27 protein-coding genes, 1 tRNA gene and 1 pseudogene are annotated in these 25,604 nt (G+C 53.1%); 24 read left to right on the top strand and 5 right to left on the bottom strand.

Annotated elements, in window-relative coordinates; translation table 11 throughout:
• Nucleotides 1–53: 53 nt before the first annotated feature.
• The 9 genes and pseudogenes from DW937_RS03785 to DW937_RS03745 all read left to right on the top strand — a co-directional run bounded on the left by DW937_RS03785 (nucleotide 54) and on the right by DW937_RS03745 (nucleotide 4,776).
• Nucleotides 54–242 (top strand): helix-turn-helix domain-containing protein, encoded by a 189-nt coding sequence (locus tag DW937_RS03785; protein WP_120120170.1) that lies wholly within the window; start codon nucleotides 54–56, stop codon nucleotides 240–242.
• Nucleotides 235–927 carry a response regulator transcription factor gene (locus DW937_RS03780; protein ID WP_120120169.1) on the top strand — a complete coding sequence of 231 codons (693 nt, stop codon included), beginning with the start codon at nucleotides 235–237 and terminating at the stop codon, nucleotides 925–927. Before DW937_RS03785 ends, DW937_RS03780 begins: the two co-directional genes overlap by 8 nt.
• Before the next feature lie 5 nt (nucleotides 928–932).
• On the top strand, nucleotides 933–1,850 hold the full coding sequence (locus DW937_RS03775; RefSeq protein ID WP_120120168.1) for a HAMP domain-containing sensor histidine kinase: 918 nt from the start codon (nucleotides 933–935) through the stop codon (nucleotides 1,848–1,850).
• A gap of 134 nt (nucleotides 1,851–1,984) precedes the next feature.
• On the top strand, nucleotides 1,985–2,911 hold the full coding sequence (locus tag DW937_RS03770) for an ABC transporter ATP-binding protein (RefSeq protein ID WP_097773624.1): 927 nt from the start codon (nucleotides 1,985–1,987) through the stop codon (nucleotides 2,909–2,911).
• Nucleotides 2,904–3,062 (top strand): annotated as a pseudogene (locus tag DW937_RS15460) (ABC transporter permease); the annotation flags it as partial. The gene DW937_RS03770 and the pseudogene DW937_RS15460, both read left to right, overlap by 8 nt.
• Before the next feature lie 26 nt (nucleotides 3,063–3,088).
• Nucleotides 3,089–3,502 carry a hypothetical protein gene (locus DW937_RS03760; protein WP_120120167.1) on the top strand — a complete coding sequence of 138 codons (414 nt, stop codon included), beginning with the start codon at nucleotides 3,089–3,091 and terminating at the stop codon, nucleotides 3,500–3,502.
• A 207-nt stretch (nucleotides 3,503–3,709) separates the two neighbouring features.
• Nucleotides 3,710–3,883, top strand: coding sequence for a hypothetical protein (locus tag DW937_RS14850; protein WP_165852874.1), 174 nt, complete (start codon nucleotides 3,710–3,712; stop codon nucleotides 3,881–3,883).
• Between the two features lie 104 nt (nucleotides 3,884–3,987).
• The gene (locus DW937_RS03750; protein ID WP_005946641.1) at nucleotides 3,988–4,419 is read left to right on the top strand and encodes a winged helix-turn-helix domain-containing protein; all 432 of its coding nucleotides are present in this window, start codon (nucleotides 3,988–3,990) and stop codon (nucleotides 4,417–4,419) included.
• A 138-nt stretch (nucleotides 4,420–4,557) separates the two neighbouring features.
• Nucleotides 4,558–4,776 (top strand): hypothetical protein, encoded by a 219-nt coding sequence (locus tag DW937_RS03745; protein ID WP_120120166.1) that lies wholly within the window; start codon nucleotides 4,558–4,560, stop codon nucleotides 4,774–4,776.
• A gap of 87 nt (nucleotides 4,777–4,863) precedes the next feature.
• Here the strand turns inward: DW937_RS03745 and DW937_RS03740 are convergent, their stop codons facing one another.
• Nucleotides 4,864–5,220, bottom strand: coding sequence for a helix-turn-helix transcriptional regulator (locus tag DW937_RS03740; protein WP_120120193.1), 357 nt, complete (start codon nucleotides 5,218–5,220; stop codon nucleotides 4,864–4,866).
• A 426-nt stretch (nucleotides 5,221–5,646) separates the two neighbouring features.
• On the opposite strand from DW937_RS03740, the gene DW937_RS14845 reads away from it, so the two are divergent.
• From DW937_RS14845 to DW937_RS03710, 8 genes are all read left to right on the top strand, one after another.
• Entirely contained in the window at nucleotides 5,647–5,871 is a 225-nt protein-coding gene (locus DW937_RS14845; RefSeq protein ID WP_165852873.1) for a hypothetical protein, read from the top strand.
• The gene (locus DW937_RS03735) at nucleotides 5,861–6,187 is read left to right on the top strand and encodes a helix-turn-helix transcriptional regulator (RefSeq protein ID WP_165852872.1); all 327 of its coding nucleotides are present in this window, start codon (nucleotides 5,861–5,863) and stop codon (nucleotides 6,185–6,187) included. Before DW937_RS14845 ends, DW937_RS03735 begins: the two co-directional genes overlap by 11 nt.
• A 414-nt stretch (nucleotides 6,188–6,601) precedes the next feature.
• Nucleotides 6,602–6,847, top strand: a complete 246-nt coding sequence (locus tag DW937_RS03730) for a hypothetical protein (RefSeq protein WP_097783479.1) — start codon at nucleotides 6,602–6,604, stop codon at nucleotides 6,845–6,847.
• Nucleotides 6,825–7,814: a hypothetical protein gene (locus DW937_RS03725; protein ID WP_120120164.1), complete on the top strand. Its 990-nt coding sequence runs from the start codon at nucleotides 6,825–6,827 to the stop codon at nucleotides 7,812–7,814. The genes DW937_RS03730 and DW937_RS03725 overlap by 23 nt, the downstream gene beginning before the upstream one ends.
• The gene (locus DW937_RS03720) at nucleotides 7,811–8,608 is read left to right on the top strand and encodes a DUF6551 family protein (RefSeq protein WP_120120163.1); all 798 of its coding nucleotides are present in this window, start codon (nucleotides 7,811–7,813) and stop codon (nucleotides 8,606–8,608) included. Before DW937_RS03725 ends, DW937_RS03720 begins: the two co-directional genes overlap by 4 nt.
• Nucleotides 8,608–9,024 carry a type II toxin-antitoxin system PemK/MazF family toxin gene (locus DW937_RS03715; protein ID WP_236132199.1) on the top strand — a complete coding sequence of 139 codons (417 nt, stop codon included), beginning with the start codon at nucleotides 8,608–8,610 and terminating at the stop codon, nucleotides 9,022–9,024. Before DW937_RS03720 ends, DW937_RS03715 begins: the two co-directional genes overlap by 1 nt.
• Nucleotides 8,996–9,157: a hypothetical protein gene (locus tag DW937_RS14840; protein WP_158577575.1), complete on the top strand. Its 162-nt coding sequence runs from the start codon at nucleotides 8,996–8,998 to the stop codon at nucleotides 9,155–9,157. The genes DW937_RS03715 and DW937_RS14840 overlap by 29 nt, the downstream gene beginning before the upstream one ends.
• 117 nt (nucleotides 9,158–9,274) lie before the next feature.
• Nucleotides 9,275–10,888: a recombinase family protein gene (locus tag DW937_RS03710; protein ID WP_120120162.1), complete on the top strand. Its 1,614-nt coding sequence runs from the start codon at nucleotides 9,275–9,277 to the stop codon at nucleotides 10,886–10,888.
• A 188-nt stretch (nucleotides 10,889–11,076) separates the two neighbouring features.
• Here the strand turns inward: DW937_RS03710 and DW937_RS03705 are convergent.
• Together DW937_RS03705 and DW937_RS03700 are read right to left on the bottom strand one after the other, a co-directional pair.
• Nucleotides 11,077–11,152: transfer RNA gene (locus tag DW937_RS03705), tRNA-Ala, on the bottom strand.
• A 772-nt stretch (nucleotides 11,153–11,924) separates the two neighbouring features.
• The gene (locus tag DW937_RS03700; protein ID WP_120120161.1) at nucleotides 11,925–12,752 is read right to left on the bottom strand and encodes an RNA methyltransferase; all 828 of its coding nucleotides are present in this window, start codon (nucleotides 12,750–12,752) and stop codon (nucleotides 11,925–11,927) included.
• Between the two features lie 196 nt (nucleotides 12,753–12,948).
• Between DW937_RS03700 and DW937_RS03695 the strand changes: the two genes are divergently transcribed.
• Nucleotides 12,949–13,749: a YoaK family protein gene (locus tag DW937_RS03695; RefSeq protein WP_120120160.1), complete on the top strand. Its 801-nt coding sequence runs from the start codon at nucleotides 12,949–12,951 to the stop codon at nucleotides 13,747–13,749.
• A 68-nt stretch (nucleotides 13,750–13,817) separates the two neighbouring features.
• On the opposite strand, the gene DW937_RS03690 is transcribed toward DW937_RS03695, so the two are convergent.
• Nucleotides 13,818–17,120, bottom strand: coding sequence for an ATP-binding cassette domain-containing protein (locus DW937_RS03690; RefSeq protein WP_120120159.1), 3,303 nt, complete (start codon nucleotides 17,118–17,120; stop codon nucleotides 13,818–13,820).
• A 223-nt stretch (nucleotides 17,121–17,343) separates the two neighbouring features.
• Between DW937_RS03690 and DW937_RS14700 the strand changes: the two genes are divergently transcribed.
• The 6 genes from DW937_RS14700 (at nucleotide 17,344) to DW937_RS15390 (ending at nucleotide 24,205) form a co-directional block, all read left to right on the top strand.
• Nucleotides 17,344–17,571, top strand: a complete 228-nt coding sequence (locus tag DW937_RS14700) for a hypothetical protein (protein WP_133300960.1) — start codon at nucleotides 17,344–17,346, stop codon at nucleotides 17,569–17,571.
• Nucleotides 17,572–17,639: 68 nt separating this feature from the next.
• Nucleotides 17,640–17,945 (top strand): hypothetical protein, encoded by a 306-nt coding sequence (locus tag DW937_RS03685; protein ID WP_242959366.1) that lies wholly within the window; start codon nucleotides 17,640–17,642, stop codon nucleotides 17,943–17,945.
• Complete coding sequence (locus DW937_RS03680; RefSeq protein WP_005939839.1) at nucleotides 17,935–18,672, top strand: response regulator; 738 nt, start codon at nucleotides 17,935–17,937, stop codon at nucleotides 18,670–18,672. Before DW937_RS03685 ends, DW937_RS03680 begins: the two co-directional genes overlap by 11 nt.
• A 26-nt stretch (nucleotides 18,673–18,698) precedes the next feature.
• Complete coding sequence (locus DW937_RS03675; protein ID WP_120120158.1) at nucleotides 18,699–19,544, top strand: HAMP domain-containing sensor histidine kinase; 846 nt, start codon at nucleotides 18,699–18,701, stop codon at nucleotides 19,542–19,544.
• A gap of 354 nt (nucleotides 19,545–19,898) precedes the next feature.
• The gene (locus tag DW937_RS03670) at nucleotides 19,899–22,838 is read left to right on the top strand and encodes an acyl-CoA dehydratase activase (RefSeq protein WP_165852871.1); all 2,940 of its coding nucleotides are present in this window, start codon (nucleotides 19,899–19,901) and stop codon (nucleotides 22,836–22,838) included.
• A 50-nt stretch (nucleotides 22,839–22,888) separates the two neighbouring features.
• Nucleotides 22,889–24,205, top strand: a complete 1,317-nt coding sequence (locus DW937_RS15390; protein WP_120120156.1) for a 2-hydroxyacyl-CoA dehydratase — start codon at nucleotides 22,889–22,891, stop codon at nucleotides 24,203–24,205.
• 99 nt (nucleotides 24,206–24,304) lie between these two features.
• Here the strand turns inward: DW937_RS15390 and DW937_RS03660 are convergent, their stop codons facing one another.
• Complete coding sequence (locus DW937_RS03660) at nucleotides 24,305–25,537, bottom strand: 6-phosphofructokinase (protein WP_044953421.1); 1,233 nt, start codon at nucleotides 25,535–25,537, stop codon at nucleotides 24,305–24,307.
• Nucleotides 25,538–25,604: the final 67 nt, after the last annotated feature.

Genomic DNA, 25,604 nt, shown 5'->3' with positions numbered 1-25,604 from the left:
CAACTTGTACTATTCGAGATAAAGAACTATAATGTACTCTGTGGAGGTGCGAAATGGACTATATGACATTAAAAGAGGCCGCCGAGAAGTGGGGCGTGACACCTCGTAGAGTAAATTATTATTGTGCCGGTGGGCGTATCTCCGGCGCTGTGAAGATGGCCGGTGTTTGGCTGATCCCAAAGAACACAGAAAAGCCGATTGACGGAAGGACAAAACAAGGGAAGGAGTTGCGCCATGAATAAAATCCTGATTATAGATGATGACAGAGAGCTGTGCGCTTTGATTAAACGTAGCGTACAAGCAGAAAACATAGAAGCTGATTTTTGTAATACCGGAAAAGAAGGCTTGCAAAAATTAAGAGAGCAGGAATACCAGCTTGTGGTACTGGATGTGATGATGCCCGGTATGGATGGTTTTGAAACGCTGGAAGAAATTCGCAAGGAGTACAGCTTGCCGATTTTGATGTTCACATCTAAAAATGACAGCATTTCTAAAGTGCGGGGTTTACGAGCCGGAGCGGACGATTATCTTACAAAACCGTTTGATATGGATGAACTGATTGCTCGTATTGCGTCTCTTATTCGCCGCTACACTCGCTTTAATCAGCAAGTTGGAGCCATACAAAAGCTAAATTTTGACGGATTGCAGATTGACCTTGAAAATCGTTCTGTTACTACATCAAACGGCACTTTTGAACTGCCCCCAAAGGAATTTGATTTGCTCCTGTACTGTGCAAAGCATCAAGGAAAAATTTTGACCAAACAGCAGATTTATGAGGAAGTATGGGGCGAAGAATATTTCTATGATGACAGTAACATTATGGCGATTATCAGCCGACTTCGTAAAAAATTAGAAGTCAATCCTTCAAGCCCAAAGTATATACAAACGGTCAAAGGGATTGGCTACCGGTTTAATAAGGAGGTGTAGTCAGTATGGAAATCATTGTATTCTTGTCCATTGTGATTGCTGTTGGGGCTGTATTGACTTCCACCGTTCTCGTTCGGCGTGTAAAAAAACAAATAGCAGAAATGACCGATGTGCTGGTTGATGTGAAAAACGGAAATGGCAACCGGCGTATTCTATCTGCAACAAATGAACTGACAGCACCTCTTGCCTATGAAATCAACGAGATCGTTGTGGCCTATGAAAGCAGACTTTCAACTGTACGGCAGACAGAAGAAACCAACCGCCAGCTTATGACGAGCCTTTCACATGATGTGCGAACGCCCCTTACTACGCTGATTGGGTATCTTGACGCTGCACACAAAGGACTGGTCACAGGAAAAGACCGGGATGATTATATTGAAACCGCCCGCCGGAAAGCCCATGATCTGAAAGAATATATTGATGTACTCTTTGACTGGTTCAAGTTAAATTCAAACGAGTTTGCTTTGGAGATCCAGAGCGTTGAGGCCGCAGAGCTGACAAGAAATATCCTCATTGACTGGATACCGATTTTTGAGGATAAACAGGTTGAGTATGACATCGATATTCCCGAACAGCCTGTCCGGGTAAGATTGGATATGGACAGCTATATGAGGATTGTCAATAATCTCATTCAAAATGTAATCACTCACAGCCATGCAGACAAAATCAAAATTGCCCTGTCAAAGAAGGAAAATAACATGGAGCTGCTGCTGGCGGATAATGGAGTGGGAATTGAGAAGGAAGATTTGAAACACATTTTTGAACGGCTCTATAAGTGTGACAAAGGACGGTCTGAAAAAGGAAGTGGTCTTGGTCTTTCTATTGTCCATCAGCTTGTAGAAAAGATGGGCGGGAGTATAACAGTTGAAAGTTTGCCGGGAAAAGGAACCGAATTTATGTTGCTTTTTCCTTTGGAGAGTTAAGCGGGTTCCCGTCTTTATGGCGGGAGCCTTTGTCATTTTACTGGATTTCAAATTGCAAGGTTAATGCAAGGTTGCGGCAAGGTTAATGCAAGGTTGGCATGATAGAATACCTTACAGAACAGGAGGTTTTGAATATGGATACAAATTATATCATTGAAACAAAAAATCTGACGAAGCAATACGGCTCACAAAAGAGTGTGGCTGACTTAAATATCCATGTGAAGTTTGGGAGAATTTACGGTCTGCTGGGCAGAAACGGAGCCGGAAAAACCACTACCATGAAAATGCTGTTGGGCTTAACGAAGCCGACTTCCGGGGAGGTCAAAATCTGGGGAAAGTCTTTGCAAGGGAACGAAAAGAAGCTGTTGCCCCGTATCGGAAGCCTGATTGAGTCCCCCGGTTTTTATCCCAATCTGACAGGCACAGAGAACCTGCGTATCTTTGCTACTCTGCGGGGCGTACCAAACAATCATGCTATCAAAGATGCTCTGGATCTGGTAGGACTGCCCTACAAAGATAAAAAGCTCTTTTCACAGTATTCTCTTGGTATGAAGCAGCGGCTTGCCATCGCCCTTGCCGTTATGCACGATCCGGAGCTTTTGATTTTGGATGAGCCGATCAACGGCCTCGATCCCATCGGTATTGCAGAAGTACGCTCCTTTATTCGGGAGCTTTGCGATGCAAGAGGAAAAACTATTTTGATTTCCAGTCACATTCTTTCGGAGATTTCTTTGCTGGCTGACGATATTGGAATTATCGACCACGGCGCGTTGCTGGAAGAAGAAAGCCTTGCTGAGCTGGAGCAAAAAAGCAGTAAGCATATCCGTTTTACGCTCTCTGATACTGCACAGGCAGCAAGAATTTTGGAACGCAATTTCCATGAAAACCATTTTTCCATACAGGACGACCACAATCTGCGTCTACACAATATGGAGCTACCCGTGGGGAAAATTGTAACTGCTTTTGTAGAAAACGGATTGGAGGTATCAGAAGCACATACCTGTGAAGAAAGTCTTGAAGATTACTTCAAGCGTGTGACAGGGGGCGAAGGAATTGCTTAAACTAATCAAATGCGAATTTTTGAAATTGAAACGGAAGAAATTTATTCCGCTGATTATTTTGGCTGCGTTCCTGTTTCCAATCCCGCTGACTTATCTGATGACAACGCCCTCTATGATGGAGCGATATACGGATCGGGCAGATGCTTTCGATTGGCATTTGTCCTTTTGGGAAGTTTTATGCTTTCTGACTGTTCAAAAGATGAAATTCTCGATCATTATAATAATATCGTTCAGTCGGCTGGAGCCATAGAGCTTACAGGAAAGTCATCTTTGGAAGGAACAAAAGAAAAAGGAATCGATGATTATACGGGAACTTATACGGCTGATTATGAGGATTTTTCAGATACAGAGTATTTGTTCGGAGGAACTTCCATAAAAAGAGAAGCCGGTAAGGAACTGTCTATTGACTGCACTTTGGAGGTTACGGAAGGTACTGCAAAAGTATTTTGGATTTCTGGATCTGATAAAGCAGTCACTTTGATTGAAACAACCGGAACTTATAGTGACACAATTACACTTCCTGATGGTGGAAATTATATCGGAATTGAATGCGAGAGTTTCACAGGAAGCATTGAATTAAATATTGAATAACATTCTGCCGGACGACGACAAAAGAAAAAAGCCGTCGTATGGCGGAAAACAATATTCCCTACAAGGTGCGGGCGGCACTGCTTCTGGTGCCGCTGAATACACCAATGCCTACCGGAGCAGTGACTCAATCCTTGTGGTACATTGCAGTTCGTTCCGGGGATGTCCACCGGGTGCAGCACTATCTTCGCACAGAAAGGGATACCTAAGATGGAGCAGTTATCGGCACGTCTGCTATTAACGGCTGGCATCCTGCTGCTGATCGCAGGGGGGATTTTCGCCATTCTCCAAGGATGGCTCTATACCGGCCTTCTCTGGGCGGGTGCGTTTGGATGCCTGATGGCAGCTCTAAACTTTCGGGATTCCAAAAACGATGGCGGCTAAAGCACACGGCATCGTAGTGCACGGTCAATGCGGAAATGCGAGCTACACCCGATTTTCCATATCGAGTGATATAGATTTGGCTTTGGGGGAGGATTGTCTATTGTATGCAAAAAATTGAAGTTGTTGTTCGCATCACGAAGGATCACTGCCCACCGCAAGAGCAGACGATTTTTGAATGGTTCGATTTGATGCGGAATCCCACAGACGCTCTGAGCCGTCCCGATCTGGAAATCAACTTGGAACACCACCGTGTTTTCAAACATGGAACAGAGGTGTACATGAGTCGTTATGAATACGGTGTTTTGAGTTTGATGGCACAGCATCCGGGCAAACTGTTTACAAAGGAGCAGATCTTTGAAGCAGTCTGGCATAAGGACAGCGAAAGCTATTTGAGAGCCGTCACCAGCACGATCGGTCGAATCCGCCAGAAAATAGAGGATGACAAAGATCACCCCCGTTATATTAAAACGGTTTCCAACATTGGATATCAATTTGTCCCATCATCGGAATCGGTGCGATTGAATCGCAATCTGTAATAAAAGCCATACCGTAAGATCCTAGTAGGATTCTTCGGTATGGCTTTATCATTTTCTACGCTGTACGAAATCGGCATCCTTGCATAGATGACCAAGAATATTCTAAAATAGAGATAACTTAATTCAGGAGGTCAAACCATGCGAACATTTGAAGAAGTATTGACCCAATTCCATAGCTTTTTAGAGTCTGCGACCTATTTGGACGTTGTTCCATGTCGCTGGGGATATGTAAGGCTTTTCAATGAGGGTGATCCCATCAATTTCAATGCAATTCTTTGCCGTACACCACAAGAACTATATACGGCATTGGAAAATGATTTGGAAACAGAGATTCAGGTCAGCTTGGGAATCGACTGAATTGGTATAAAATTGGTTTGCTTTTGGGTTCGTTTTGGTATAGTGACTTTGAAAAATGTGCTATACTGTACCACAAGCAAAACATTTTCAGGGATTTTCAATCTTACTGTAAAACTCTGTCAGATGCTTTGCCAGTGTGCGGGTCGAGTCCATTAAGGTTTCTCGCACCGCTTCTGGACAGGAAAGATAGATTCGATTGAACTCTTTTAACTCTATTTCCGTTTTACCCATCCCCGGAGTAATCAGCGCATCAAGCGAAACCGGCAAAACACGAGCAATCGCCAAAAGAATTTCGTAAGATGGATTCATGCTGCCTTTTTCAATGTTGGCGATATGCTTCGTTGAAACATGGCAGCGTTCAGCAAGTTGTTCTTGTGTTAAACCTGCCAGCTTGCGCTCCGTGCGAACCTTTTCTCCAAGTACCTTCAAGTCAGAATTCGGCATCATCGTTCACCTCAATAGTATTGTATCGTTCTTGCGGAAAGAACGGTATAACATCATCATTCCAGTGATTTTGTCCTATCGTGCCGATTTTTACATTTCCCGGTCGAGTTATAAAAAAACGGTAACTCGCCTGGGCGATTCTACGCGCCATCTGATCACAGTTGCCGTTTGTGGAGGTAACTGTGATTTTTTATTGGGGTAACGCATCAAAAAAAGCCTGTCTGCTGCCGTAGACCAGACCGCTCCGAAACAGGCACAATCGTTCCGTTTTGCCACCCACAATCGTGCCGATATGCTGTACTGCGCCAGCTTCCCTCAATGGGAGGCTGGCGTTTTCGCGCTTTTAAGGGCAAGGTGTCGTGGGCCACCACGATCCTTTTTGTCCGAATGCTCACATTCCGTAAAATAACTGGAGGATTATTGATAATGAAATCGACCTATTTGCTTCCGTGGTTCAAGATGACCACATGGTACTTCCGAATGTCTCGATTGCTGGAAGTTTCCAGCGTCAAAAAGCGCACCAAAAATCATAGTGCTGATGCCGACCGTATTTTCATGTTGGTGAAAAATCATGTACTGGCCGTATCCGGCATGGGAGATGAAGCTCCGCCCACTCTCGGCGGAAGAAACGGAGGGAGTGATGTATTATGATCCTGCTGCAACGGGTGAACGAATCCAAAACCTCCGAAAAGACCGTGAAGTGACACAAGAACAGCTTGCCATCGACCTGAACATCAGTGACCGCTACATGAGAAATCTGGAGAAGGGTGAGAAAGTTCCGTCTGTCGACCTCTTTGTGGAGCTGCGGGAGCGATTTGGCTCCTCGCTGGACTACATCGTCTTAGGTGTGTCTGCGTCCCAGCGGGAGCAGGAACTGCAAGATCAGCTGCAAATGCTCCGCAAAGAACTGAAAGAAATGCAGCGGCGGATTCTTGTTATGCTGGAAATTCTGGGCGAATCCGCTTGATCAAACGCTTTACTGTTGTAAACCGGAACGATTGGTTCCGGTGAAAATGGCAAAACCGGAACTACTGGTTCCTAACGAGAACTTCAGTTTTCAAGTACACTATGGTCACAGCAAGGGCAGCCCCCTAACAGGGGACGACAAACCCGAAACTGTACCGTGTACCTTGAAAATTGAAGAAGCAGCTTTTCGGTACTTCCAGACAATGATACTTCCGTAATTCGCGGCCCGGTCAGAAAGCAGACGGGGTGGCTGAGATGCCAATGGAGCGGTGCAAATCCGCCGCCGAAAAGTTCCCACCTCCGGGGTGTCGAGGACAAATAGGAGAAAAACAGTATTTTTCAAACCACCAGTTGAGGATTTCTCGGCTGGTGGTTTTACATTTCCCATCAAAATACCGATATGGAGGAAATCTATATGAGTCGATTTTATAACAACTGCGTAGACGAAGCCAGCTTGACTACCCTCTGCCCGATTTGTCTGGATTCCTTTCAGGGGGCAAAGGGCGTTCGCGTCCGGCGCGCAGACCCTAAGCAGAAGATCAAGGACGTCTGCACCTACTGCCAGATTCGCTATGGTTTCGATTATTATGTACAGCCCGATAAGAACGCTGGGCAGTATGTGAAGCGAGGCCATTTCGATGATGAATCTGAATGCGCTTAAAATCGACCCGGAGTTTCAGGGCAAGATCCCGCCCCTGAATTTTGAAGAAGAACAACAGCTTGAGCAGAACATTCTCCACGAAGGGCGGCTGCTGAATCCCATTATCATCTGGAATGGCTTTATTCTGGACGGACATACCCGCTACCGCATCCTGCGGAAGCATCCGTTCATCGCCTACCAGACACAGGAGATCGAACTGGATAACCGTTACGCGGCTCTTTCATGGATCTGCCAGAACCAGCTTGGACGCAGAAATCTCGACCCGGAACGGAAGAAGTTTCTGATGGGCAAGCTGTATGAATCCGAAAAGCTGGCACGGGGCGGCTCCAAAGAGCGGGCACACGATGAGAACGGACGGTTCACCTCAATGGTTCAAAATGATCCATTGAGGGCAAAGCAGCTCTCCACCTGTGAGCGCATTGCCGCACAAAACGGCGTTGGGGCGGCTACCGTAAAGCGAGCAGAAAAATATGCCAAAGGCGTGGACGCAGCGGAAGATGCAGTCCCCGGTGCAAGAGAGGAAATCCTGACCGGGCGCATCAAGGCAACGGATGCAGAAATCACCGCCTTGGCAAAAACATCAAAAGCAGAAATTCCTGCTGCTCTTGCAGAATTGCGGAAGCCAAAGCAGGAACGTCAGCCCCGAAAAGCCGAAACATCTTCTTCAAAACAAACACTTCCTGAAATCAGCAAAAGCATCCAAGGGCATCAACGCCAGCTTACTACCGAAGAAAGAACCTTTCTGAAAGCATCCATTGACAACCGCTATCAGGAACGAGCCGTTGCAAACGGTTCCCTGATGATGTGCGAAGTGCAGGGTGCGAAAGAGGACTTCATTCGCCGCTGGAATAGCATTTTCAAAGAATACCCGGATGTTTTTGAAGATTCGGACTGCCGCAAGATCATTCATGACTTGACCGAAGATGCCGTACAGTATCTTCTGAAAATAAAGGAGAAAACGCTATGATGCTTTCTAACCTGAACCTTTCCAGCCTGCCGGAGTGCAACTTCGAGGTGCGGTACGTTGACAGCGTTCTGCTGAACCCCTGCGCCGAATATCAGCGGCTGCTCCGCATGGGCAAGGTTGCACGAATCGCAGCAAACTTTTCGGAGTACATCGCCAATGAGCCGAAGGTCAGCTACCGGGATGGCCGCTACTTCGTCTTTGATGGTCAGAACACCATTGAGGCACGGAAAACGTGCAACGGTGGGCGTGACCTCCCGATTCGCTGCAAGGTCTTCTACGGCCTTTCCAAAGAGCATGAAGCTCTGCTGTTTGCTGTGCAGACAGGCATTTCCAGCGAACTGACCGCGGGTGAACAGCTTCGTGCCAAACTGGTGGCACACGAAGAAAACGCCTGCGACTTTGCCGCCGTAACGGAAAATACCGGTGTACGCTTTGCGCTGGATGGGATTCGTGCCCCGTGGAAAATCTACTGCATCCGCTCGGCTTACTACATCTACAAGAGCTACGGCACAGCCCTTTACCATGAAATGCTGAGTGTTCTCGTAGATGCGTGGGGCGGCGATTCTGATTCCTTTCTGTCGGGCATCCTGCATGGCATGGCTCGTTTTCTGGCTCTGTATCAGGGCGAATACAGCCGGGAACGGCTGATTCTCCGGCTGCGCACAGTGCATCCCAAGACCATCACCCGGTTGGCACAAAACGACACTGGCAATGTGGCAGACCGCCACATGAAACAGATCCTGTCCATCTACAACGGTGCTGGCCGTACCCACAATTTGCCCTGCAAGCGGTGATGAACATGATTCCAGTCAACCGAAAATTTCTGCGCGGTGATATTTACTACGCCAATCTGGAGCCGCACCTTGGCTCCGAGCAGGGCGGTATCCGCCCTGTGGTCGTGGTGCAGAATAACACCGCAAACTGCTATTCGCCCAACCTCATTGTTGCGCCTGTCACATCCAATACTGCAAAGAAGCCCGATCACCAAGCCCACGTTCTTGTGGACGGTAATCGGGCTTTTTTGCAGCCCTCTATGATCTTGGCAGAATCTGTTCAGACCATCAGCAAGGGACGGCTGATCCGCCCGATGGGGCGGTTGAGCATCCCGGAACTCATTCGGCTCAATTATGCGCTGCTGTATCAGCTCGATCTGAACGAATGGGTATGGAGAAAGGAGGCCTATGAACGCTATCTGCGATACCACCGCTAAATCGGAAACTCTTTCCGTCAAAGGCTGCAAAGTCAAGATTACTTATGCGCCTGCGGATACGGACTGTCTGGATGCAATCCAGAAGCTGCTGCAAACCACCATCCTGCGCACGGCAGGGCACACCGCTGCCTGACATCCTTGTGTTCCTTGAATGCGTGAGATAAGATAAAATCGAACTGAACCTTGAAAACAAAATATGGACGAAACACGTTTGATTTTTCCTTTCTCACTCAAAGAAAGAGAGATTGAAATGAAAAAACGTGTCTATACCTTATACCGTGTTTCGACCAAAGGACAGGTCGAGAAAGACGACATCCCCATGCAGAAAGAAGCCTGCCGCAACTTTGCAGAAAGTCAGGGCTGGGAGATCGTCAAGGAATTTTCCGAAAAAGGCGTTTCCGGCTTTAAGAAGTCTGCCAAAGACCGTGATGAACTCCAGAAAATCCAACAGGCCGCAATGGAGGGCAAGTTTGACATCCTGCTGGTGTTCATGTTTGACCGTCTCGGTCGCCGTGATGATGAAACGCCCTTTATCGTGGAATGGTTCACGAAGCAGGGCATCGAAGTCTGGAGCGTGAACGAAGGACAGCAGCGATTTGACACCCATGTGGACAAGCTGATGAACTACATCCGCTACTGGCAGGCATCCGGCGAAAGTCTGAAAACCTCTGTCCGTACCCGGACAAGGCTGGAACAGCTCACCGGGGAGGGACACTACACGGGCGGCACAGTGGCTTTTGGCTACAAGCGTGTCCGCCTTGGCCGGGTAAACAAGAAAAACCAAGAGGTCTGCGACCTTGTGATTGATGAAGCGGAAGCTGAGATCGTCCGGCTGATTTTCCACAAGTACGTTTACGAGGGTTACGGCGCACAGAAGTTGAGCCACTATCTTTATGAACAGGGAGTCGTAGGACGGAACAACAAAAATATCCCCAACACCAGCATCGTTCGGATGATCAAGAATAAAGGATACACGGGGTACCTCATCAACGGTGCGGTGGAGACGGAGTGTCCGCAGCTCCGCATCATCGAACCAGAGCTGTTTGAACAGGCACAGGAACTGCGGCAGGCACGCACCTGTGAGCGTGGCGGCACTTCACTGGGCACCAGTTCCAAAGCCCTGTTGACCGGGCTGGTTTACTGCGGTCACTGCGGCAACCGCTTGAGCCTGACCAGCAGCGGACGGACACACACCTACGCCGATGGGCATACGGTGAAAGAAGTCCGGCCCCGGTATAGCTGCTTTTATAAGATTCGGCATCCGGGTGACTGCGATGGGCAGTCCGGCTACGGTGTTTCCAAGCTGGATTCCATTGTGGAAGAAGTTGTTCGGCAGATCTTCGCACAGTTCCGGGAGGTTTCCCGGAAGAAGCTGCTGGAATCGGTCAAGACTAACGATGCCGCCCGCATCCAGAAGAAGGTCAAGAAAATCCAGAAAGACTTGGAAAGCAAGCAGAAAGAACTGGACGACCTGAAAGCCGAAACCATCCTCGTCATCCGGGGCGTAAGTGCCTTGGACAAAGAACTGCTGGGCACACTGGTGGCCGAGGCAAGAGAGGCTTTGGAAACTCTGGAAAAGCAGCTTGTTCAGGCACAGGAAGAATACGAAGAAGCCACCAAAACAGCAAAGCGCAGCAACTACATCTGCAACGAGCTGTTTACATGGGCGGATGTTTACGACACCGCCAACCACGATGAACGGCGCGCCATCTTGCAGCAGTTCATTAAGGAGATTCGCGTCCGAAAAGACTATGAAATCTCGATCACTCTGAATGCCAGCTTCAACCAAGTGGAGCAGCTCAAGTCTGTATCAATCTACGATGGTGCGGAAATTTTTGAAGAAATTTCCGAGAAGGGGGCATAAAAGCGATGCGCTTGCCCGCAGCACTCTGCAAAATGCAAAGAAAGAGACGTGAAAGCGATGGATTTTCAAAAAGTACATTGATGACCCCGCCCGGTTCGCATCCGACTTCAGGGTTCGGAGCCCGGCACGGTCCGCCAAAGTTTTTTGGGCATAAAAAACGCCGCATCGTACAAAACGATGCGGCAAATTGGTGGACCTAGAGGGATTCGAACCCTTGACCTCTCGGATGCGAACCGAACGCTCTCCCAGCTGAGCTATAGGCCCATATTTAGGGGCGTGACGCGGTTGGGCGACCAACCGACATACTCCCCATTTGAATGCCCACAACTCTGTGGGGCACAAAAGCGATACGCTTGCACTCCCAGCTGAGCTATAGGCCCATATTTAGGGGCGTGACTCGGTTGGGCGACCAACCGACATACTCCCCATTTGAATGCCCACAACTCTGTGGGGCACAAAAGCGATACGCTTGCACTCCCAGCTGAGCTATAGGCCCATATTTAGGGGCGTGACTCGGTTGGGCGACCAACCGACATACTCCCCATTTGAATGCCCACAACTCTGTGGGGCACAAAAGCGATACGCTTGCACTCCCAGCTGAGCTATAGGCCCATATTTAGGGGCGTGACTCGGTTGGGCGACCAACCGACATACTCCCCATTTGAATGCCCACAACTCTGTGGGGCACAAAAGCGATACGCTTGCACTCCCAGCTGAGCTATAGGCCCATATTTAGGGGCGTGACTCGGTTGGGCGACCAACCGACATACTCCCCATTTGAATGCCCACAACTCTGTGGGGCACAAAAGCGATACGCTTGCACTCCCAGCTGAGCTATAGGCCCATATTTAGGGGCGTGACTCGGTTGGGCGACCAACCGACATACTCCCCATTCTAATGCCCACAACTCTGTGGGGCACAAAAGCGATACGCTTGCACTCCCAACTGAGCTATAGGCCCATGTGATGACCCTGTAAGTGTAACTCTGTTCGGGCGATTTGTCAAGTATTTTGGGCAGGGCCAAAAGCCTGGCTCATCAGCGGTTGCCTAGCTGCCAGAAAGCAACAGCGCTGGCAGCGGCAACGTTCAGGGAATCCACGCCGTGGGACATAGGAATCTTTACGGTGTAGTCACAGGCGGCAATGGTGCTGTGGGCAAGGCCGTCACCCTCTGTGCCCAGCACGATGGCGAGCTTCGGCTCAGCGGAAAGAGCGCTGTCGTCAATGCTTACGGAGCGGTCGCTCAGAGCCATGGCAGCAGTCTTGAAGCTAAGACTGTGCAGCTGAGCAATGCCGTTTTCCGGCCAGTCGGCAGGACAGGTGCCGATCTGCGCCCAGGGCACCTGAAACACGGTGCCCATGCTCACACGCACGGCACGGCGGCACAGCGGGTCGCAGCAGGAAGGAGTAACGAGCACGGCATCCATGTTCAGTGCAGCGGCGCTGCGGAAGATCGCTCCCACATTGGTGGAGTCCACAATGCCCTCCAGAACGGCCACCCGGCGGGCATTGCGGCAGACCTCTTCCACGCTGCGCGGCAGCGGGCGGCGGAAGGCGCACAGCACGCCGCGGGTCAGTTCGAAGCCGGTCAGGCTGGCAAGGGTCTCGCGGTCGGCTGTGTACACCGGGGCATCACCGCAGCGGGTCAGGATATCGGCAGCCGGGCCGGTGATCTGTTTGCGCTCCATGAGCAGGGAGAGCGGGGTGTATCCGGCATCCAGCGCACGGGTGATCACCTTGGGGCTTTCGGCAATAAAGATGCCTTTATCCGGCTCCAGACGATTGCGCAGCTGCGCTTGCGTCAGGCGGGCATAGACATCCAGCTCCGGTGCGGAAAGGTCTGTGATCTCGACAATATTCGGCATAAGGAAGTTCTCCTTTGGAAAAGCTTTTTTCTTATTCTAACACAACCTGTGAGGGAATGCAAAGTGCGGGCCGGGCACGGCCGTATTTTTGGCTCTGGCAGGACGCAGGGATACACATGCATGACATGTAAAATTGATATGAACAAAGCTGTAAAAATATATTATAATAGGGTGCGAAAAGAGGGAAAAAGGTAATATGAAAACAAAACATCATGGGCAGATGTCGGAGTCCTTCCTGACGGCGGTGTTCCTTTCGCTTTCGGGCGGGCTGCAGGATGCCTATACGTATCTGTTCCGCGGTAAGGTGTTTGCAAATGCACAGACCGGCAACATCGTGCTGCTGAGTGCCAACATCATGGATGGTCAGTGGGATCGGGTGCTACACTATCTGGTTCCTCTGTGTGCTTTTGCGCTGGGCGTACTGGTGGCAGAAAAGATGCGGGAGTGTTTTCGTGACATGCAGCGGCTTCACTGGCGGCAGCTGGTGGTGCTGGGCGAAGTGCTTCTGCTGTTCGTTGTAGGTTTTTTACCGCAGGAGCAGAATCTGCTGGCAAACGCCATCGTTTCCTTCTCCTGCGCGATGCAGGTGCAGGCGTTCCGCAAGGTGAACGGCTATGCATTTGCCAGCACTATGTGCATTGGTGACCTGCGCAGCGGTGTGGAAGCATTCTGCATCTGGCGCAAGACCCATGAGCCGAAAGCTAAGGACCGGATGATGCGTTATTTTGGCATCATCCTGCTGTTCGCGGTGGGTGCCGGTATTGGAAGCGTGGGCGCAGCGCGGCTGGCAGGAAAGACCATCTGGATCTCCTGCGGGCTGCTGCTGGTAAGCTTTGCACTCATGTTCATCCGGGAAGAAATCGAAGAAAACCCTGCGATCGAAAAGGATCTGGCTGAGATCCGGCAGGAGACACGGGAGATCGACCGGACTCTCAAGCAGGAACTGAAGGAAGAGCGCGAGGAACTGCATGAGGAATTACACGAGAAATTGAGATAAAGCACCGGACATCAAAAAAGGAGCCGCTGCGTGATGCAGCGACTCCTTTTGCTTGCAGAGAAAGGAAATTACTCAGAACGCAGAGCGGTGACGGGGTTGCACTTGGCTGCGCTGCGGGCGGGAATCAGACCGCCAAGGATCGTGAGCAGGGTAGCCAGAACGATCAGGATCAGTGCAGCCTTGGGCGGCAGCACAGCGGTGACGCTGGTGGTTCCGGCAATGGAGTGGATGAGCATGTTGCCGGGGATCAGCAGCAGCAGGCACAGGCCCACGCCGATCACGCCGGAGCACATTCCGATAATGAAGGTTTCGGCATTGAACACCTCGGAGACATTGTGCTTGGATGCACCGATGGCACGCAGAATACCGATCTCCTTGCGGCGTTCCAACACGCTGATATAGGTGATGACACCGATCATGATGGAAGAAACCACCAGCGAGATGGCAACAAAGGCCACCAGCACATTGCTGACCATATCCACGATCCTGGTCACGGCGCTCATCAGGGTGCCGACCGTATCCGAGAATACGATCACCTTGTCCTCTTCTCCCTGCGCACGCATGGCGGCGTTGTAGGCGTTCAGGCTGTCCACGATGCGGTTCTTGGCCTCAAAGCTCTTGGGGTAGATCCAGATGCTGCCGGGCTTGGCATAATCCGAATAGCCCAGTGCACCAAGAACACTGCCGTAGGAGGTGGTGCTGGACTGCAGGTTCATTTTGACCAGATCCACAAGGTCGTCGGTGCTCATGTTCACCTGCACGGCACTCTGGAACACAGTGGGGTCGATCTTCAGGGCATCTTCCACCTGACTGCTGAGCTGAGCGATGTTGTTCTGGATGGCGGACTGGATCTGCTGGCTGAACTGAGTGGTCAGCTGAGTCATCAGCTGCTGCATCACGGTGCTCATCTGGGTCTGAATGGCAGCGGTAAGTTTGGTCTGCAGAGCTTCGCCCAGCTTCTGACTCAGCTGTTCCGAGTAGCTTTGCAGATAGCTCGTCATGATGCCCTGCAGGTTCTGCTGAAGTGAAGCGGTGAACTGCTCCTGCAGGCCGGTGGTGTCCAGCAGGTCGCCCATGGATTCGGACAGAAGCTGTTTGAACTGGTCGCTCTCCATATAGGAAGAGAAACCGATCTTATCCAGATTCAAGATGCCGTTGCCGATGATATAGCGCTTATAGCCATTCATGATCTTCTTCATCAGGCTCTGCAGCGCATCCTCCGAGACGGACAGGTCCATATCGGCAAACAACTGGCTCAGATCCAGCGCGTCCATGTCCGGCAGCTCCACATCGCTCATGTCGATGTCGCTCAGGTCCAGATCGCTCAGATCCAGCTGGAATGCGGACGAATCAAGGATGGAGGAAACGTCAAAGCTGCCATCCTGCAGATCAAATGCACCGCTCAGGTCGAACTGCAGCTTGCTTGCATCGAACTGGAAGGAATCCTTCAGCATATCGGTATCCACCGAGAACAGGGAAGAAATGTCAAGATCGGTTTTGCGCTGGTCGGCATCAAAGCGCTCGCCGGTCAGCACGTTCACTTCCGGGTCGGCAAGCTGCTGCTTTACCACTTCACTTTCGGCTGCATGGTCGATGGCGTAGTTGGTGAGTGCATGGGTATAGGCAACGCCTATGGGCAGAATGGTGGAGCTGGCATCTGCGCGGGGCTGCACCACGCCCACGATGGTCAGATCCGGACTGTTTTCCACAAGCTGTTCCACATACGCTTCATCGTCGGAGCGGTTGCGCCAGATCTGGCGTTCTTCGTCATAAACGTAATAGTCTGAGTTGGTAACGATCTTATATTTCAGGCCCACAAAGGTATCGTAGGGGTAGGTGCCGTAGCCGGTGGGAGCCTGTGTGTTCTTGTTTTTTGCGTACTCCTGCAGAAAACGCATCATCACGCTGTCGTCCTCAATGCCCAGAATATAAAGAGCGTAGTCGCTGATGCTGCCATCCGAATTCAGCACAAGAACGGCCTCGTTGTAGCTTTCCGGCCAGCGGCCTGCCTTGACATCGTACTGATCTTCGTACAGCGAAGGCTCTTCGGCCATCTCGGTAAACACGCTCTGGTTGGTCATGGAAGAGACGATGCCGGCGGCAGAGGTGGTGTTGTTCAGCGCAGAAAGGCTGCTGTCCGGGAAGATCTGGCGCACGGTGCCGTCCTTGTTCTGGCGGTAGATCAGCGGTACGGTGCCGTAGGTATACTCGATGGAAGCAGCATCCTCCGAGATGGTGCACTCGCTGCTGTCCAGATATTTTTTCAGGGAAGCAAGGTCATTGACAGAGGAATTATCCTCGGTCAGCTGGCTCAGCAATTCACGCACCGTGACCATGCCCTCCGGGGTGGAAGAAGCGCTGGTGGTGCCCACATTGGTGTTGTCGGCAACGGCGCTGGTGTAGCTTTCCGGATCCAGCAGGGCGGCAAGGTCCACGCCGGTGGTCGAGAGCTGCAGCGGATATTCCGAAAGGGTGGAGCGTTCCATCTCCTGGATATAATTGCTCACACCGGCCGAGAGCGAAAGGATGAGCGCAATGCCGATGATGCCGATGGAACCGGCAAACGCGGTGAGCAGGGTGCGGGTCTTTTTGGTGAGCAGGTTGTTGAAGCTCAGCGCGAGAGCGGTGAGCGGCGACATGGAAGAACGGCCCAGATTTTTGTGCACCGGCGGCACCTGAGCGGAATCATCCGGCGTAAACGGTGCGGTGTCCGATTGGATCACGCCGTCCCGCAGGCGGACGATGCGGGTAGCATACTGCTCTGCAAGCTCCGGGTTATGGGTGACCATGACCACAAGGCGGTCTTTGGCCACCTCCTTCAGCAACTCCATCACCTGAATGCTGGTGTCGCTGTCCAGTGCGCCGGTCGGCTCGTCGGCCAGAAGGATGTCGGGGTTGTTGACCAGTGCGCGGGCAATGGCCACACGCTGCATCTGGCCGCCGGACATTTCGCTGGGGTGCTTGTGCAGCTGGTCGCCCAGACCTACCTGCTCCAGCGCCTTGGTGGCCCGGCTGCGGCGCTCGGCACCGGAAATGCCGGAGATGGTCAGCGCCAGCTCCACATTGGAAAGCACTGTCTGGTGCGGGATGAGGTTATAGCTCTGGAACACAAAGCCAATGGTGTGGTTGCGGTAAGAGTCCCAGTCGCGGTCGGTATATTTTTTGGTGGAGATGCCGTTGATGATCAGATCACCGCTGTCGTAGCGGTCCAGACCGCCAATGACGTTCAGCAGGGTGGTCTTACCGGAACCGCTGGGGCCGAGAATGGCGACGAATTCGTTGTCCCGCAGGTTCAGGCTGACATCATCCAGTGCTTTCTGCACCAGATCGCCGGTCTTGTATTCTTTCTTGATGTGGTTGAGTTGGAGCATGTGTGAGCCTTTCCGGCGCATCCTCGCAGGAACGCTGCCGCTATACATTATAATAAACTGCCCGGATACAGGACCCGCAGCAAGGCGTTATACACTTCTATTTTACCGGAACAATATGAAAAAACTGTGTATATTTCAACGTAAATTTTGACCAGACCGGTATTTTTGGCTTTTGAGGCAGAAAAACAGGAAAATAAAGGAAAAATTGACGTGGAGGTTGAATTTGCGTCGCCGTCGTGCTATTTTAATAGCGGAAGATCCTGATAAAACGGAAAAACATCACGAAAGCAGAATTACACTGCCAATACGACGCAAAAAATCTGCGATCAAACGCAAGTACAAAATAAAATGTGCCGCGGAACAGAAAAACACGACAAAAAAATGCAACGAATGTGATTTTGATGTTTTTAGACGCTTTTTCAGGATTGAACCAGCCCTCCTTGCTCTTTAAAATAAGATAAGAAAAACAAGGAATGCCTTAAAAATGTCGCAGGACCTTGTAGCAAGGGAGGAAAAATTATGGAACGTACATTTTCACCTATGATCCGTCAGTTTTCGGCAATCGACGGGTTGCAGAAAGCATATACGCTGGTATACTCAATGGATACAGGCAACGAAGACGGCTGCTGCCTGACGCTTTGCCGTACCGGGAACCGGCAGTACATGCAAAGCTGCTACATTGCAGCTGCACCAGAGTTCTGCTACCGGATCCTGCGCTATCTGTGTGAGAATGGTGTCCAGCCGGAGATCTGGCAGGATGTGGTAGAAGAACTGACCGATACAGAACAGCTCAGGCAGAAAGGCGGCGCGTTGCGTGGAGAGTGAGCACACAGCAAAAACGCTGCAGATCGCCCTTGGAAGCTACGACCGCAAGGAACTGCGGGTGGAAAAGAACTACCTGCAGGAGCAAAGCCCTGCGTTGGAGTGCACCTGCTTCCAGAACGGCGGCCGTCTGCTGGAACAGCTGCGTCAGGGCCGTCAGTTTGATGTTGTGATCCTCTGCAGCCAGCTGGAAGATATGAGCGGGCTGGAGTTTTTAATGAATATCCGCAGCATGGATCCCAAACCGAATGTTGTTCTGTTTGATGAGGGCAGGCGGCAGAATACGAGTGCCATATGTCTGGAATCGGGCGATGGATTCTGCTATGTGGGCCATGCCGAACTGAAGAACCTGCTGTGGGAGCTGTACCGCCTGCCGGGACGGCAGAGCCAGCGCATGGAACGCAAGTGTCAGGAACTGTATGAGGGCTGGGGCATCCAGCTGCCGGACGTGAACTGCAACTATCTTTCCTGTGCGGTGGGCGTGGTGTACGGCACCAGCCAGAAGCTGGCCATCCGCAAGGAGATCCTGCAGGCGGTGAGCGAGCAGTACGATGTGTCGGTCTCTGCTGTGGACAGCGGCATCCGGCGTATGATCGACCAGCTGGAAGCAAAGCCCTCGGCCAAGTGGCTGCGCTTCAAGGACGAAAGCGGATTTGCGGACGAGAAACCTACCACTGGTAAACTGATCTACACTGTCAAGAATTATCTTCAGCGTCAGAAGGACGACTGAGCATAAAACACAGGAGGCGCAAGGGTATGGAGCAGATGCGGCAGAACGAGGCGGGTGCACTGACCGCGCAGGCGATCCCGCAGAAGGATGTGGAACAGGCATGCTTCCATGCACTGGGCCTGATCGGACGCAATTGCGAATATCTGGACCAGCACCTTGCGCATGTGGGTGCCGACCAGCAGACCCGGCAGGCGGTGAACGATATCAGCGCTGCAGCGGCAAGGCTGGACCGCACTGTGAACGAAGTGATGTCGCTGCTGGATTTTCTGCGCACTGAGGAAGACCCGCGGCTCTATCCGCTGGACCTGTGCCAGCTGCTGCAGCAGGTCGCCGCACAGGCCGATATGGTGCAGGCGCAGCTTGGGGTGGAACTGACGCTGGACTATGGCGGCTGGACAGCCTGCCGGGTCATGGCGGACCGCAATGATGCAGAACTGCTGTGCCTGCATCTGCTCTCGAATGCCTTGCGGGCCTGCAGTGCGGGCGGCAAAGTGCGGCTGATGCTGCGCCGCAGCGAAAGCTTCTGGCAGTTGACGGTGATGGATAATGGCTGCGGCCTGCCGGAAGCAGGCGAGGATGCATGGCTGGAGAACCGGCGCTGCTTTCTGGGCGGCGCAAAGCTGGGCCTGCTGCTCTGCCGCGAGTGCTGCCGCCGTATGGGCTGGGGCCTGCGGGTGGAGCGCGCACCGGAAAAGGGCACACAGGCAGTGGTGACCATTCCGCTGTGCACCGACCGCATAATGGAGCCGACGGTAGAGCTGCATACGGGCGGCGATACGGCACAGGCACAGCAGCATCAGTACCAGCTGCGCAATATGCTGGTGCGGGAGCTGCGTACCATGCCGGAGCGCGGCGACCCGGACGAGCTGTGATGCATGCTGCATGATTGCATTATAATAATGAATAAGGACTGCTGCGGGGGGAGATGCTCCTGTGCGGCAGTCCTTTTTTGTTGGCAAAGGTTAAAAAAACTTTGCCGAGACACCGGTGCAGCCGCATAAAAAGCGACAAGTTCACAAAATGTTTAACTTTTTGAGCGGAAAATACTATTTTTTCTGTGTAAAATAAAGGACGCTGATTGATTGTGCCGCAAAATTGGATTATAATACATTTGTATGCGAATTGACAAAATGATTCGTTAACAAACTAATTTTTGGCAAAGAAATTGATTTTGCCGTCCACCGGGGGCTTTGCCTCCGGCATTTGTCCTTAGGAGGAAAAACAACGTGAGAGTAGGTCTTGACATCGGCAGTACCACCATCAAGTGTGTGGTGCTGGATGAACATGATGCGCTGCTGTATTCTACATACGAACGGCATTACAGCCATATTCTGGAAAAGGCGCAGGAGCTACTGCGCCGCATCGATGCCGAGCAGCTGCACGGTCAGAAGGCGTTGCTGAGCATTTCCGGTTCGGCGGGCATGGGTCTGGCCGACAGCTGCGGCGTGCCCTTTGTGCAGGAGGTGTTCTCCACCCGCGTAGCGGTCAAGCGCTTTGTGCCTGCCACCGACTGCGTGATCGAGCTGGGCGGTGAGGATGCCAAGATCCTGTTTCTGACCAACGGTACCGAGGTGCGCATGAACGGCAGCTGTGCCGGCGGCACCGGTGCCTTTATCGACCAGATGGCCACCCTGCTGAAAATGGGTGCCGACGAGATGAACAAGGCAGCAGAGAACGCACAGCGCACCTACACCATTGCGTCCCGCTGCGGCGTGTTTGCCAAGAGCGACGTGCAGCCCCTGATCAATCAGGGTGCCCGCACCGAGGACATTGCTGCCAGCATTTATAAGGCTGTGGTCAACCAGACCATTGCAGGCCTTGCACAGGGCCGTCCCATCAAGGGCAATATCCTGTATCTGGGCGGCCCGCTCACCTTCAGCAGCGTGCTGCGCAAGAGCTTTGACGAGGCGCTGAACGTGACCGGCATCTGCCCGGAGAACAGCCTGCTGTATGTGGCACTGGGCGCTGCCCTCTATGCCGACAAGGCTTTTGTTCTGTCTGAGGTGGCCGATGCGCTGGATCAGTATGCTGCCACTGCCACCTACGCCAGCGAGCCGCCGCTGTTCGCCAGCAAGGAGGAGTATGAGGCGTTCCACGCCCGCCACATGTCCCACAGTGTGCCGCGTGTGCCGTTCAGCGCGCAGTGCGGCCCGGTGCATATCGGCATCGACTCCGGCTCCACCACCGTCAAGCTGGTGGTGGTGGACGAGAAGAGCCAGATCCTTTACACCAACTATCAACCGAACCTCGGCAACCCGCTGCCCCTCATCCGGGAACAGCTGCTCAAAATTTACAAGGAGCACCCGGGCCTGCAGGTGGTCAGCGTGACCACCACCGGCTACGGCGAAGAGCTGGTGAAGAACGCATTCCGCTGCGATTACGGTCTGGTGGAAACGGTGGCGCACTTTACCGCTGCAAAATACTTTATGCCGGATGTGGATTTCATCATCGACATCGGCGGTCAGGATATGAAGTGCTTCAAGATCGAAGATGGTGCCATCAGCAACATCTTCCTGAACGAAGCATGTTCCTCCGGCTGCGGCAGCTTTCTGCAGACCTTTGCACAGGCACTGGGCTATGACGTGAAGAAATTTGCAAGCTTGGGCCTGTTCGCAGACCGTCCGGTGGATCTGGGCAGCCGCTGCACCGTGTTCATGAACAGCTCGGTCAAGCAGGCCCAGAAGGACGGCGCCAGCATCGAGAACATCTCGGCTGGTCTGTCCATCAGCGTGGTCAAGAACGCACTGTACAAGGTCATCCGCGCTTCCAGCCCGGAAGAGCTGGGCCGCAAGATCGTGGTGCAGGGCGGTACCTTCTATAATGAAGCCGTGCTGCGCGCCTTTGAAAAGGAGATGGGCGTGGAGGTCATCCGCCCGGACATTGCCGGCTTGATGGGCGCTTACGGTGCGGCTCTGTTCGGCCTGCGCCAGAGCCAGAAGGCCCACAAGACTGCTTCTGCCATGATGAACGAGCAGGAGCTGGAAGCCTTTGCACAGAAGGTGGTCAGCGTCAAGTGCGGCGGCTGCGGCAACCACTGCCAGCTCACCGTCAACACCTTTGCGGATGGCCGCAAGTACATCTCCGGCAACCGCTGCGACAAGCCTGTGACCGGCAAGAGTGCCGACGACAGCCTGAACCTCTACGCCTACAAGCAGCAGCTTCTGGCCGAGTACAAGCCGGTGGCCGGCAAGCGCGGCTCCATCGGCATCCCGCTGTGTCTGGGCTTCTACGAGCTGCTGCCCTTCTGGTGGGCCTTCTGGACAAAGCTTGGCTTTGCCGTGCACACCAGCCCGGTGTCCAGCCGCGGCCTGTACCTCGCCGGTCAGGCTACCATCCCCAGCGATACCGCCTGCTTCCCGGCAAAGCTGAGCCACGGCCACATCAAGGCCCTGAGCCAGATGCAGCTGGACGCTATTTTCTACCCCTGCCTGACCTACAATGTGGACGAGGGACTGGGCGACAACCACTATAACTGCCCGGTGGTGGCCTACTACCCCGAGGTCCTGGCAGGCAACTGCCCGGAGCTGGAGGGCACCAAGTTCATCTATGACTATGTGGGCATCCACCGCCCTAAGGACTTTGTGCACAAGATGGCAAAGAACATCCTGCCCAAGTACTTCGGCGGCATCTCTGAAAAAGAGGTGCAGGCCGCAGCAGATGCCGCCTATGCGGAATACGAGTCCCACATGGCAAAGATCCGCGTGAAGGGCAGCGAGATCATCGATGAAGCCCGCCGTCAGGGCAAGCGCATCATCGTGCTGGCAGGCCGCCCCTACCATGTGGACCCCGAGGTGAACCACGGCATCGACCGCCTCATCACCCGCCACGGTGCTGCCGTTGTTACCGAGGACAGCATTTCCAACCGGGTGCAGAAGTTCCCCACCAGTGTGCTGAACCAGTGGACCTACCACAGCCGCCTGTATGCCGCCGCCAAGTACTGCACCACTCAGAAGGATATGGATCTGGTGCAGCTGGTGTCCTTCGGCTGCGGCGTGGATGCCATCACCACCGACGAGACCCGCGAGATCCTGCAGGAGGGCGGCAAGCTCTACACCCAGCTCAAGATCGACGAGATCACCAATCTGGGTGCCGTGAATATCCGCCTGCGCAGTCTGTTTGCTGCTCTGGACGAGCGCGACGAGGTGGCCGCAGAAAAGGCAGAATAAAATAGAGATAGAGCAAAAAGCTTTTTAAGAAAGCAACATAGGAGGAACCTATGGAATACAATTATCCCAAATTTACTCCGGAGATGAAGAAGACCCACACCATCCTCATCCCCAACATGGCCATTACCCAGTTCCGCCTGCTGGAGTACGCTCTGCGTTACGACGGCTACAAGTGCGAAATTCTGGGCAACTGCGGCAGTGCCGTGGCACAGCTGGGCCTGAAATACGTCCACAACGACACCTGCTACCCGGCTCTGCTGGTCATCGGTCAGTTTCTGGATGCGCTGAACAGCGGCAAGTATGATCTGGACCACACCGCCCTGCTCATCACCCAGACCGGCGGTGGCTGCCGTGCCTCCAACTACATTCATCTGCTGCGCAAGGCACTGGTGAAGGCCGGATATCCGCAGATCCCGGTGGCCAGCCTGAACTTCTCGGGTCTGGAAAAGGACAGCGGCTTCCAGATGACCCTGCCGCTGGCCCGCCGTGCGCTGGCCTGCATCTTCTACGGCGATATGCTGTGCGCTTTGCGCAATCAGGTGGCACCTTACGAGAACGAGAAGGGGGCTGCCGATAAGATGGTAGACCTGTGGGTGGAACGCTTGGGCCGCGTGCTGTTGGCAGGCAAGGGCTACACCTCCAAGGAGATGAAGCACACCTTCCCCCTCATCGCAAAGGACTTTGCTGCCATCCCCGTTACCCGGGTGCCCAAGGTCAAGGTGGGCGTGGTTGGCGAAATTTACGTCAAGTACAGCCCGCTGGGCAACAACGACCTGCAGAAGTTCCTCGAAAGTCAGGAATGTGAGGTGAACTTCCCGGGCCTGATGGGCTTTGTGCAGTACTGTGCCTTCAACATGGGCGAGGACCACGTCCTGTACGGCGGCAAGCTGGCTGTGAAGATCGGCATTGACCAGTTCCTGAACTGGCTGGACAGCATCGAGCGCGCCATGCTCAAGGCTGAGGCCGACGCAGGCTTCTACGCCCCCGGCCCCTTCAAGGAGCTGGTGGAAAAGCCCAAGGGCATCATTTCGCTGGGTGCCAAGATGGGCGAGGGCTGGCTGCTGACTGCCGAGATGATCGAGCTGGTGCAGGGCGGCTACGGCAACATCGTGTGTGCCCAGCCCTTCGGCTGCCTGCCCAACCACATCGTGGGCAAGGGTATGGTGAACAAGATCCGCGCCCTGTACCCCAGTGCCAACATTACCCCCATCGATTACGACCCCAGCGCCACCAAGGTCAATCAGGAAAACCGCATCAAGCTGATGCTGGCAGTGGCCAAAGAGCGCCTGAATGCCCCGGTGGAGGCAAAGCCTCTGACGGCAGAGGAGATCGCAGGCGGCGCGCCCAAAGTCGGCGCAGCGGTCTGATGTTCTAAAGCGGAGAATACCGAAATGCAAAAAGCCCGTCCGGGCGTAAAACTCGGACGGGCTTTCATCATGCCTTGAGAAAAATCAATGCAGGAGAGATCACTTCTGATTCTTCATGTAGATGTGGTGGGGCAGACCGGCAATGTACAGCGGGGTCAGCTCGGCCTGGATCAGCGGGCGGGCATAAGCCAGGAACTCATCGGTCATCTGGGTGTGGTTGGCGTTCATCCAGCTCAGCGGCACCTTCTTTTCGAGGTTTGCAACCTCGCTGATGGGGTGCAGCTCGGTGGTGCACTGGTACGGGCTGTTGGAGATGCGCTTCAGGGCCACCATCTGGCCGGTAACGCCCTCAAAGGCCGCCTTGGCGGCAGCACCGCCCACCTGATAGGCTTCGGTGATGTCGGTGCGGCTGGTCAGATGGCCTGCGCAGCGCTGCAGGGTGGAAAGCTCGATGCAGCGGGTCTTTGTGTCCAGATTGCGGGCCACCACATTTGCCAGATACCGTGCGGTACCGGTCAGGGCCTTGTGGCCAAAGGCATCCACTGCGTGCACATCGTCGGCCAGCTCACAGACGTAGCGGCCATCCTCCAGCTTCACGCCTTCGGAAACGGCGATCACGATGCTGGGCTTCTTCTCCTGCATCACGCGCACCTTCTCAATGAAGTGTTCCACATTGAAGGGCACTTCGGGCAGGCAGATCATGTCCACACCCTCGCAGTCGTCACTCTTTGCCAGAGCGGCGGCAGCGGTCAGCCAGCCGGCGTTGCGGCCCATGATCTCCACCACGGTGACGTACTTGGTGCCGTACACGGTGGCATCGCGGATGATCTCCTTCATCACCACGCCGATGTACTTGGCAGCAGAGCCGTAGCCGGGGGTGTGGTCGGTGACCATCAGGTCGTTGTCGATGGTCTTGGGCACGCCCATAAAGCGGATGTCGCTCTGGATGCGCTCGCCGTACTCAGCCAGCTTGCCGATGGTGTCCATGGAGTCGTTGCCGCCGATGTAGAAGAAGTAGCCGATGTTCAGCTTTTCCAGAATGGCGAACAGCTTTTTGTAGACGGTCTCGTCCTCATGCCAGTCCGGCAGCTTGTAGCGGCAGCTGCCGAGGAAGCTAGACGGGGTGCGCTTGAGCAGCTCGATGTCCAGATCGTCCGTCAGCACGGTGGAAAGATCCACCACCCGCTCCTCCAGCAGACCGGCAACGCCATTGCACATACCGTAAACGATCTCTGCGCCGCGGCTCTTGCAGCTTTCAAATACGCCTGCAAGGCTTGCATTGATGACGGAAGTAGGACCGCCAGACTGACCAACGATTGCATTTTTACCCATGATGATTTCTCCTTTTTTGTTTTTCTGTTTCGGCAATATAATATTACGTGCAGGATGCACGAAAACA

This window comes from Faecalibacterium sp. AM43-5AT (genome assembly GCF_003603345.1).
Classification (GTDB): Bacteria; Bacillota; Clostridia; order Oscillospirales; family Ruminococcaceae; genus Faecalibacterium; species Faecalibacterium taiwanense.
Note: the sequence above shows the minus strand (reverse complement) of the source record. Positions and strands in the feature narration are given on the sequence as shown.